Source organism: Curtobacterium sp. B18, from assembly GCF_000333375.1.
GTDB lineage: Bacteria > Actinomycetota > Actinomycetes > Actinomycetales > Microbacteriaceae > Curtobacterium.
This window is the reverse complement of the sequence record NZ_BACZ01000012.1, coordinates 1-10,212: the sequence shown is the minus strand read 5'-3', so window position 1 is coordinate 10,212 and position 10,212 is coordinate 1. Positions and strand designations below refer to the sequence as shown.

Annotated in this window: 10 protein-coding genes; 1 reads left to right on the top strand and 9 read right to left on the bottom strand. The window is 71.1% G+C overall.

Translation table 11 applies throughout. From position 1 onward, the window contains the following. Positions 1 to 64: 64 nt before the first annotated feature. Both I5E_RS24065 and ftsY read right to left on the bottom strand, forming a co-directional pair. The gene (locus I5E_RS24065; RefSeq protein WP_137767577.1) at positions 65 to 223 is read right to left on the bottom strand and encodes a DUF4175 domain-containing protein; all 159 of its coding nucleotides are present in this window, start codon (positions 221 to 223) and stop codon (positions 65 to 67) included. A gap of 118 nt (positions 224 to 341) precedes the next feature. Then, on the bottom strand, positions 342 to 1,211 hold the full coding sequence (ftsY, locus tag I5E_RS00255; RefSeq protein ID WP_022905235.1) for a signal recognition particle-docking protein FtsY: 870 nt from the start codon (positions 1,209 to 1,211) through the stop codon (positions 342 to 344). A 217-nt stretch (positions 1,212 to 1,428) separates the two neighbouring features. Between ftsY and I5E_RS00250 the strand changes: the two genes are divergently transcribed. Continuing rightward, complete coding sequence (locus tag I5E_RS00250; protein ID WP_022905234.1) at positions 1,429 to 2,454, top strand: TerC family protein; 1,026 nt, start codon at positions 1,429 to 1,431, stop codon at positions 2,452 to 2,454. A gap of 161 nt (positions 2,455 to 2,615) precedes the next feature. Here the strand turns inward: I5E_RS00250 and I5E_RS00245 are convergent, their stop codons facing one another. The 7 genes from I5E_RS00245 to I5E_RS00215 form a co-directional block, all read right to left on the bottom strand. Then, positions 2,616 to 6,431: an AAA family ATPase gene (locus I5E_RS00245; RefSeq protein WP_022905233.1), complete on the bottom strand. Its 3,816-nt coding sequence runs from the start codon at positions 6,429 to 6,431 to the stop codon at positions 2,616 to 2,618. A gap of 32 nt (positions 6,432 to 6,463) precedes the next feature. After that, on the bottom strand, positions 6,464 to 7,435 hold the full coding sequence (gene mutM / locus I5E_RS00240) for a bifunctional DNA-formamidopyrimidine glycosylase/DNA-(apurinic or apyrimidinic site) lyase (protein ID WP_022905232.1): 972 nt from the start codon (positions 7,433 to 7,435) through the stop codon (positions 6,464 to 6,466). Positions 7,436 to 7,439: 4 nt separating this feature from the next. Further along, positions 7,440 to 8,165 carry a ribonuclease III gene (rnc, locus tag I5E_RS00235; protein WP_042723423.1) on the bottom strand — a complete coding sequence of 242 codons (726 nt, stop codon included), beginning with the start codon at positions 8,163 to 8,165 and terminating at the stop codon, positions 7,440 to 7,442. A 13-nt stretch (positions 8,166 to 8,178) separates the two neighbouring features. Continuing rightward, positions 8,179 to 8,382 (bottom strand): 50S ribosomal protein L32, encoded by a 204-nt coding sequence (rpmF, locus tag I5E_RS00230; protein ID WP_022905230.1) that lies wholly within the window; start codon positions 8,380 to 8,382, stop codon positions 8,179 to 8,181. Positions 8,383 to 8,429: 47 nt separating this feature from the next. Next, positions 8,430 to 9,032: a YceD family protein gene (locus I5E_RS00225; protein ID WP_042723422.1), complete on the bottom strand. Its 603-nt coding sequence runs from the start codon at positions 9,030 to 9,032 to the stop codon at positions 8,430 to 8,432. Positions 9,033 to 9,108: 76 nt separating this feature from the next. After that, complete coding sequence (gene coaD, locus I5E_RS00220; protein WP_022905228.1) at positions 9,109 to 9,603, bottom strand: pantetheine-phosphate adenylyltransferase; 495 nt, start codon at positions 9,601 to 9,603, stop codon at positions 9,109 to 9,111. Positions 9,604 to 9,624: 21 nt separating this feature from the next. Then, positions 9,625 to 10,212 (bottom strand): helicase-related protein (locus I5E_RS00215; protein ID WP_022905227.1); only part of this gene is annotated, 588 nt, incomplete at its 5' end.

The window sequence follows — 10,212 nt, the reverse complement described above, 5'->3', positions numbered from 1 at the left end:
ACAAAACCACATCAACANACGCCTCCCGTCTCGTCAGGTGCCCCGGATCAGGGCGCCGCCGTCGCTACGCGCGACCGCGGATGCTTCGGAGGAGCCAGCCGATGACCGCCAGCAGGATGAGCACGATGCCCACCCAGAGCAGGAACTTCAGCGCACCGACGAAGATGCCGCTGAAGAGCAGGACGAGGCCGACGATGATCGCGATGATCAGCAGTGCGGGCATGAGGGTCTCCAATCCCTGGAACGAGACCGAGCGGATGCCCGGGCCGACAGGGACGCTACTCGCCCGGCAGCGTTCGCGTTCGCTGACGGGTGTCGCGCACCCGACGAGACGGTGCCCGTCAGCCGACGAGGTTCTGCACGAACACGTGCGGGGTGAACCCGGTGAGGTCGTTGATGCCCTCGCCCTGACCGATGAGCTTGATCGGGATGCCCGTCTTCTCCTGCACGCTGAGCACGAACCCGGCCTTCGCGGACCCGTCGAGCTTCGTGATGACGAGGCCGGTGACCCCGGCGCCCTCGATGAAGGCCTGCGCCTGGGCCAGTCCGTTCTGGCCGGTCGTCGCGTCGAGCACGAGCAGCACCTCGGCGATCTCGGTCTGCTTCTCGACGACGCGCTTGATCTTCGTCAGCTCGTCCATGAGGCCGGCCTTGGTGTGCAGCCGGCCGGCGGTGTCGATGACGACGATCTCGGTGCTGTCGCGGATCGCCTTCTCGACGGTCTGGTAGGCGACGGACGCCGGGTCCTGCCCGGGCTGGGACGGCCGGACGACGTCGACGCCGGCGCGTGCCGCCCAGGTCGCGACCTGCTCCACCGCGGCGGCTCGGAAGGTGTCGGCCGCACCGACGAGCACGGTGCGGTCGTAGGTCTTCAGGAACTTGGCGAACTTGCCGATCGTCGTGGTCTTGCCGACGCCGTTCACCCCGACGACCAGCACGACGGCGGGCCGGTTGCTGAGCTTCAGCGTCGTGTCGAGCTTCGACAGCCGTTCCTCGAGCACCTCGCGGAGCATGCGCTGCAGGTCCGCGGGGTCGGTCGTGCCGTACCGGTCGACGCGCGCGTGCAGGTCCTCGATGATCTCATCGGCGATGTCCGGACCGAAGTCCGCGCCGATGAGTGCCGTCTCGAGGTCCTCCCACGTGGTCTCGTCGATCGTCTTGCGCTGGAACAGCCCGCGCAGCCGGGAGGACAGTGACCAGGAACTCGCCATGTTCCCAGCTTAGAGCGCGGCGCACGTGCGCTGTGTTCGGTACGCTCGGGAACACGAAGGGGAGTATTCCTCCTCGGTGTCCCCGTCAGTACGGTCCGGAACGATCCGGACCCGGGGCGCCGGTCGTGGTCGACACATCGTGCGGACCGCGGCGGAAGAGACCTTCAGGCCTCGGCGTACCCACCAACCGGATGCGCCCCCGACCTGAAGGAAACCCGTGGACGTCCCACTCATCGTCTGGCTCCTCACCATCGCCGGCATCCTCGGCCTGCTGGTGTTCGACTTCTTCTCGCACGTGCGGACCCCGCACGTGCCGCACATCAAGGAATCCGCGTTCTGGTCGGCGTTCTACGTCGGGCTCGCGATCCTGTTCGGTGTCGGCATCCTCGTCTTCGGCGGCGGGCAGGCCGGTGGTGAGTACTTCGCCGGCTGGCTGACCGAGAAGGCGCTGTCGGTCGACAACCTGTTCGTCTTCCTCATCATCATGTCGAGCTTCGCCGTGCCGAAGGAGTACCAGCAGAAGGTGCTCCTGGTGGGCGTCGCGATCGCCCTCGTCGCCCGCGGTGTGTTCATCGCGCTCGGCGTGACGATCATCGAGAACTTCTCGTGGGTGTTCTACCTGTTCGGTGCACTGCTGTTCTGGCTCGCCTGGTCCCAGGCGCGGAGCGGCAACGACCACGGCAGCGAGGGCGACTCCCGTCTCATCCGGACGCTCCGCAAGGTCATCCCGACCACCGAGGACTACCACGGCGACAAGCTGACGGCCCGCGTCGACGGCAAGCGCCTCTTCACCCCGATGCTGCTCGTGATGGTCGCCATCGGCCTCACCGACGTGCTGTTCGCGCTCGACTCGATCCCCGCGATCTTCGGGCTGACGCAGGACGCCTTCATCGTGTTCACCGCGAACGCGTTCTCGCTGCTGGGTCTCCGACAGCTGTACTTCCTCATCGCGGGACTGCTCGAGCGTCTCATCTACCTCGGCCAGGGCCTCGCGGTCATCCTCGGCTTCATCGGCGTCAAGCTCGTCTTCCACGCCATGCACGTCAACGAGCTGCCGTTCATCAACGGCGGCGAGCACATCGAGTGGGCCCCCGAGATCCCGATCTGGTTCTCGCTGGGCTTCATCATGCTGACCATCGCGGTCGCCACGGTGGCCTCGCTCGTGGTGTCGAAGCGCCGCCAGGAGCGCGGGCTCACCCCGACGGGCGAGCCGAAGGAGGCCGTCGAGGCCGACGCGAAGTAGTCGTCACCACCTGAAGGACGGGAGGCGCGGTGCCAGCTGGCACCGCGCCTCCCCTCCGTCGGTGGTCCCGCGCGTCCGCCGCGCACGCCCGGTTTCGGCCTGAGCGACAGTTCACGCGCTCCGGAGCGCGTGAACTGTCGCTCAGCGCGAGACGCGGCGCGCTACGCGACAGCGACCTCCGGCTCCGGCTCCGGCTCGGCCGACCGCTGCTGCACCCGCTGCCCGACCACGGCGGACACGCCGTCCTGCCGCATCGAGACGCCGTAGAGCGCGTCCGCGATCTCCATCGTGCGCTTCTGGTGCGTGATCACGACGAGCTGCGACGACGCCCGGAGCCGCTCGAAGACGCTCAGGAGCCGCCCGAGGTTGGCGTCGTCGAGCGCCGCCTCGACCTCGTCCATGATGTAGAACGGCGACGGCCGGGCGGTGAAGATCGCCACGAGGAGCGCCACCGCCGCCAGCGACCGCTCGCCACCGGACAGCAGCGTCAGCCGGTCGATCTTCTTGCCGGCGGGCTTCACCTGCACCTCGATGCCCGTGTGCAGCAGGTCGTCGGGGTTCGTCAGCGTGATCGACCCAGAGCCCCCGGGGAAGAGGATCGGGAAGATGACGTCGAACGCCTCCTTCGTGTCGTCGAACGCGGACTCGAAGATCGTCTGCATCTTCCGGTCGAGCTCGTCGATGATCGTCATCAGGTCGGTGCGGGTCTTCTGCAGGTCCTCGAGCTGCTCGGCCAGGAAGGCGTGCCGCTGCTCGAGCGCCTGGAACTCCTCGAGCGCGAGCGGGTTCACCTTGCCGAGCTGGCCGAGGTCGCGTTCGGCCGCCTTCAGCCGCCGCTCCTGCTCCGCGCGCACGTACGGCACGGTCTCGACGTCCGCGGGGTCGACGTCGTCGGTGGCGTCGAACTCGGGCAGTGCGGGGCCACCGGGCAGCGTCGACTCGGCGTCCACCAGTTCGGGCAGGTCCCCGTCGGCGTCGTCGTCGGTGGTCGGGTCGACGTCGGAGACGGGGTCGGCGCCGGTCGGCGAGTCGTCGGACGGGAGGCGCGGCTCGGCCCCGTCGGACACGGTCGCGTCCGGCGCGGTGGCGTCCAGGGCCGCGGCAGCGGCCGCACGCTCGGCGTCGCGGTGCTTCCGCGCGAGGACGCGGGGGTCGATCAGGACGTCCACCGGCACCGGCACGTGCGGGCCGTACTCGGCGACCAGCACGGCCTCGACCAGCCCCAGCTCGCTCTGCGCCCGGTCGAGCACGCCGGACACGTGCAACTTCTTCTCGTAGATCTCCATCTCGAGCGAGTGCACGCCGTCGGTGATCGACTGCAGGCGGTCGCGGAGTTCGCGCTCCTCGTTCCGGAGCGTCTGCAGCTCGGTGTTCCGCTTCGACCGCTCGGACTCCTCGGTGGCGAGCTGGACGCGGGCCTCGGCGAGCGATCGGTCCACCGCGCCGAGCAGTCCGGGCAGGTCGGCCAGCACGTGCTCGGCGACCGCGATCTGCCCGCGACGGATGACGGCGAGCCGGGCCGCCTCGGCAGCCGCGGCACGCTCCGCCTCGAGCTGCCGCGCCAGCTGGTCGGCGCGGCTCCGCTCCGCGCGCACCCGCTCACGGACGGTCTCGACCTGGATGCGCTGCTCGATCTCGGCGGCGCGAGCGGCCTCGAGCGCGTCCTGCAGCGCGGGTCGCTCCGACGCGTCGACGACGGGTCGGGGGCGGTCGGCGAACTCCTGACGTGCGCGTTCCGTCTCGGCCAGGACCGCCTCGGCCGACGAGGTCGCGCCGTCCGTCTCGGCGAGGGCCGCGCGGAGTCGCTCGACCTCGGCCGCGGCGTTCTCCACCTTCGCGCGGGTGGACGCGCTCGTCCGGTCGTAGTCCGCCTTCGCCCGGGCGTGCGCGCGCGAGGCGGCGTCCGCCTCGTCGGCGACACGACGGGTCTCCTCGACGGCGGTGCGGGCGGCCCGGAGGCGCGTGGCCTGGTCCTCGACGTCCCGCGCGATCGCGTCGCGCCGGGTGACGGCGTCGTCGCGCTCGGCGACGAGCTCGATGCGCGAGGTCACGCGCTCCCCGCCGCCGGTCACGCGGACCGCGCGCACGAGGTCTCCGGAGCGCGTGACCACCGTGGCCTGCGGGGCGGCGGCGAGCACTGCCTCCAGGTCGACCGCGTCGGTGTCCGCGACGAGCGTGTCCCGCAGGATCGCGGCGATCGCCGGCGGCCCGTCGACGAGGTCGAGCGCCCTTCGGACACCAGCGGGCAGTCGCGTCGGCAGGTCCGACGGCAGGGCACCGGCGTCGGCGACCACCACGTCGATGCGGCCGATGTCCTCGGCGCGGGCGTGTGCCACGGCGTCGAGGGCGACGGTCCGGTCGTCGGCGAGCACGGCGTCGGCGAGCCCGTCGAGGGCGATCGCGATCGCCCCCTCGAAACCGGGGGTCACGGTCAGCCGGTCGGCGAGGCGACCGACGATGCCGTCGCGACCGGCGTCGATCAGCGCCTGCGATCCGTCGCGGACGTCGATCGACATGCCGAGGGCGGCGACACGGGCGTCGAGGGCGTCCCGTTCGCGTTCGAGGGCGTGCAGGCGGTCGCGGAGTTCGTCGCGCGCGGCCTGGGCGGCCTCCTGCTGCTCGCGTGCGGCGTCGAGCGCCGTGGTCATCGCGTCCTCGTCGACGCCCTCGGACGGGTCGGTCCCGAGTTCGGCGAGGGCGGCCGCGGCACGGTCCGCGCGGTCCACGGCCTCGGCCAGGGCGCGCTCACGACGTTCCCGGTCGGCCACCGCGGACTGGCGCTTCGAGGTCGCGACGTCCACCGCCGAGGCGAGGCGCTGGGCCTCGAGGTCGTGCTGCGAGACGAGCGCAGCCTGGGCGGCGATCCGCTCGTCGAGGGCGTCGAGGGCCGCGCGGGCCGCCTGCACGCGCTGCGCCGCCAGGGCCGTGCCGCCCGCCATGTCGGCGGCCTGGGCCTCGAGCCGGTCGGCCTCGTCCCGCACGCCCTGCACCTGCTCCGGGGTGATCGTCGGCCCCTGCTGTGGAGCGTCCGCCTGCTGCGCGAGGAACATCAGCCGCTGGTTCGCCAGGCTCGACAGCCCGCGGAGCCGTTCCTGCACGCTCTCCAGCCGGTGCACGACGGTGCGGGCACGGTCCACGTCGTCGCCGACCATGCTCTGCTCGACGTGCTGCTGACGGGCACGGGTCTGATCGAGCCGCTCCTGCAGCACGATGCGCTCGGACTTGCGGCCGGCCTCGACCTCCTGGTGCTCGTGGAGCTCGCGGCGGAGGCGGACGACGTCGTCGGCGAGGATGCGGGCCTTGGCGTCACGGGCGACCGCGGCGACGGACTGGGCCTTGCGGGCGACCTCGGCCTGGCGACCGAGCGGCTTCAGCTGGCGGCGGATCTCCCCCGCGAGGTCGGACAGCCGCGTCAGGTTCGTCTGCATCGCGTCGAGCTTGCGGAGGGTCTTCTCCTTGCGGCGACGGTGCTTCAGGATGCCGGCGGCCTCCTCGATGAAGCCGCGGCGGTCCTCGGGGGTGGCGTGCAGGACCTTGTCGAGCTGGCCCTGGCCGACGATGACGTGCATCTCACGGCCGAGGCCGGTGTCGCTCAGGAGCTCCTGGACGTCGAGCAGGCGGCAGTTCTCGCCGTTGATCGCGTACTCGCTGCCCCCGTTGCGGAAGAGCGTGCGCGAGATCGTCACCTCGGAGTACTCGATGGGGAGCAACCCGTCGGCGTTGTCGATGGTCAGGAGCACCTGCGCGCGCCCGAGCGGCCCCCGCGTCGAGGTGCCGGCGAAGATGACGTCCTCCATCTTGCCGCCGCGGAGCGTCTTCGCGCCCTGCTCCCCCATCACCCAGGCGAGGGCGTCCACCACGTTGGACTTGCCCGAGCCGTTCGGCCCGACGATGCACGTCACGCCGGGCTCGAACGCGAACGTCGTCGGCTGCGCGAAGGACTTGAACCCCTTGATCGTCAGGCTCTTCAAGTACATGCGGTCTCCGGATGCTCTGGTTGGGCGTCAGGCTAACGCGTGCGCGGGCGTGGACGCGGTTGGCACACGGGGCAGATGTGGCTCGACCGGTTCATGAAGGCCTCGCGCACGATCGTCGTGCCGCACCGGGGACACGGCTTCCCCTGCTGTCCGTAGACGTTGAGTCGCTGCGAGAAGTACCCGGACTGCCCGTTCACGTTGACGTACTGCGCGTCGAAGCTCGTGCCGCCGTCCTCGAGCGCCCGGCCGAGCACGTGCCGGACCTCGGCCAGCAGACCACGGAGGTCGCCGCGCGTCAATCGCTCCGCCGGTCGGTCGTAGTGCAGCTTCGCGGCCCAGAGGGACTCGTCCGCGTAGATGTTGCCGATGCCGCTCACGACCCCCTGGTCGAGCAGGATCCGCTTGATGCCGCTCGATCGCTTCCGGGCCGCGGCGATGAAGCGGTCGTCGTCGAACGCGGGGTCGAGCGGGTCGCGGGCGATGTGCGAGACCTGCTTCGGGATGCTCCGGCGCCACACGGCGTCCGGATCGGTTTCGTCGACGTGCCCCGCTGATCCGGCGGGGGCGTCGTCGATCGTCGGGACCATCTCGTCGATCGCCATCGAGCCGAAGGTGCGCTGGTCGACGAACTCGAGCTCGACGGGCGGCTCCGGCGTGCCGTCGCGGCCGGTCGCCGCCGGCTGGACGTCGAGGAGGATGCGGCGGTGCTTCGCCGCCGCACGCCCACGGCCGAGCAGGATCTGGCCGCTCATGCCGAGGTGCGCCACGAGCGCCTCCGGCCGGTCGCCCTCGTGCTCGGGCCGAAGGGGCATCCAGAGGAACTTGCCACGGCGGACCGCGGCCGCGATGGTGCGACCGGTCAGCCGCTCGGCGAAGTCCTCGGCGGGGCCGTCGTGCCGGGTGAGCGCACGGTCGTCGACGACGTCCACGTGCAGGACCCGCGCGCCGCTGACGGCGGGTTCGAGGCCGGCGCGGACGACCTCGACCTCGGGGAGTTCGGGCACGCGGTCAGGCCGCCCGGCCGGAGAGCTGCGTCCACGCCTGGAGCGCTGCTGCCATCTCGGCGGTCTTCTTGCTCGACCCGGTGCCGGTGGAGACGTCCTCGCCCTGCAGCACGACCGTCGCGTGGAAGGTCTTGTCGTGGTCGGGACCGGCCTCGGTCACGCGGTACGACGGGTTGCCGAGCGACAGGCTCGACGCGAGTTCCTGCAGGCTGGTCTTCGGGTCCATCGCGGCGCCGAAGCGGTCCGGGTCGACGAGGAGCGGCTCGACCAGCCGGAGCACGAGCTCGGTCGCGGGGTCGGGGCCGGCGGAGAGGTAGGTCGCGCCGATCACGGCCTCGACGGTGTCGGCGAGGATCGACGACTTGTCGCGGCCGCCGGTCTGTTCCTCGCCCTTGCCGAGGCGCAGGTACGCGCCGAGCCCGATCATGCGGGCGATCTCGGCCAGGGCGACCGTCGACACCAGGCTCGCACGCCGCTTGGCGAGGTCACCTTCGTCGAGGTCGGGGAAGGACCGGTAGAGCTTCACGGTCACGGCCTGGCCGAGGATCGAGTCCCCGAGGAACTCGAGGCGCTCGTTGTGCCCGATGCCGCCGTGCTCGTACGCGTACGAGCGGTGCGTGAGGGCGAGCTGCAGGAGCTCGAGGTCGATGTCGGCCCCGAGGATCCCCCGCAGACGAACGACGTCCGGCCCCACGGGGCGGGACCCCGTGGTGCCGGACGTCGCGGTCATGCGTGTGGTCCGATCAGACGTCGGCGACCTTGCGGCCCTTGTACTCCATGTACAGGGGCGTGCCGGCGGAGTCCTCGACGACCTTGGCACGGTGCGGGAGGCTGTAGGTGACCTTGCCGTTCTCGATCGTCTTCACGAGCTGGACCGGCGCGGCCTTCCACTGCGAACGACGGGCGTGCGTGTTGGCACGGGACTGCTTGCGCTTGGGAACGGCCATGGTGGTTCTCTTTCGGTTGGTCGGTGGTCAGTGGCGAGGGGCGGCGGTCAGTCGGCCTGGTCGGCGTCGGACCGCTCCTGACCCTCGGTGGTCTGGGGCGTGGTCGTGCTGGCTGTGTCCGGGGTCTCGCCGCCGCTCGTCGCGTCGTCGAGGGTGAGGCCACCGAGGGCGGCCCACCGCGGGTCCAGGACCTCGTGAGCGCGCTGCTCGCCGATGTCGGCCAGTCGCTCGCCCGTCACCGGGTCGAGTCCTGGGCAGTCCGGTCGACAGACCGGCTGGAACGGCAGCGCCAGCACCACCGCATCTCGAACGACCTGTTCACAATCCACGTGGTCATCGTGAACGAAGAAGTCGAAATCCTCCGAGGCATCATACGCGAACAGCTCGGCGAAATCGACCTCGACGGGTTCGCTGATGTCGATGAGGCACCGTGAGCACTCGCCCTCGGCCTCGGCGCTGGCGTGCCCGGAGACCAGGACGCCCTCGTGCAGGCCCTCGAGCCGGAGGTCGATGCGCATCTCGGCGCCCTCGCGGACGGCGATGACACCGGCTCCCATCGCATCGGGCACCTCGATGTCGAGCGAGTGCTCGCGCATCTCGCCCGGCCGGTGCGCGAGGTCGCGCACGCGCAGGGCGTAGGGGCTGTTCACGTGGGAAGACACGATCGACGAGCCTACAGCCCTCCGGCCCGCGAGTCGAGGCGGGGACGGGCGTGTCCCGAGCGGGTCAGCGCCCGGTGTGCGCGTGCAGGGCCGCCGCGACGACCGCCGGGACGTACGGTGCGACGTCACCACCGAGGGACGCCACCTGGCGGATGAGCGAGCTCGACACGTGCGCACGCGCGGCCTCCGGCAGCAGGAACACCGTCTCGACGTCGGCGAGGTGCCGGTTCATGATCGCCATCGGTGTCTCGTAGGCGACGTCCTCGCCGGAGCGGACGCCCTTGACGAGCACCTTCGCTCCGACCTGCCGGCAGTAGTCGACGAGCAACCCCGAGGTCCACTCCCCCACGCGCACGTTGTCGGACACGCCCGTCTCGACGAGCGATTCCTCGATGAGGCGGACGCGGTCGACGGCGTCGAACATCGCCGGTCGCTTGTCGGGGTTGTGCACGACGAGCACGTGCACCTCGTCGAAGAGCCCTGCAGCACGTCCGATCACGTCGAGGTGCCCGAGGGTCACGGGATCGAACGAACCGGGGACCACCGCGATCTGCGCCATGGCAGCGACGATACCCGGCGTTCAGTTCTTGCCGAGGAACGCGGCGTCGGACTCGTCCAGCCGTCGCGCCAGGGCGTCGCGGAGCGCCGGGTGGCCGTCGAGCTGCGGATCGGGTCCGAGGACGTGCTCGGCCTCCTCGCGCGCGTCCATGATGAGGTCCGCGTGCTCCACGACGCGCAGCAGGTTGAGCGACGACCGACCGCCGGACTGCCGTTCGCCGAGCACGTCCCCCTCGCGCCGGAGCTCGAGGTCGACGCGTGCGAGCTCGAAGCCGTCGTCGGACGCGGACACGGCGTCGACGCGCTCCCGCGAGGTGGTCTCGGACTCCGCCGTCGTCACGAGCAGGCACACGCCGGCGTGCTGGCCGCGGCCGATGCGCCCGCGGAGCTGGTGGAGCTGCGAGACGCCGAAGCGGTCGGCGTCGAGCACGGCCATCATCGAGGCGTTCGGGACGTCGACCCCGACCTCGATCACGGTCGTCGCGACGAGCACGTCGACGGCTCCGGCCGCGAACGACGTCATCACGCGGTCCTTCTCGTCCGCCGACATGCGGCCGTGCAGCACCTCGATCCGGCGGTCGGCGAGCACGGGCATCGTGCGCATCCGCTC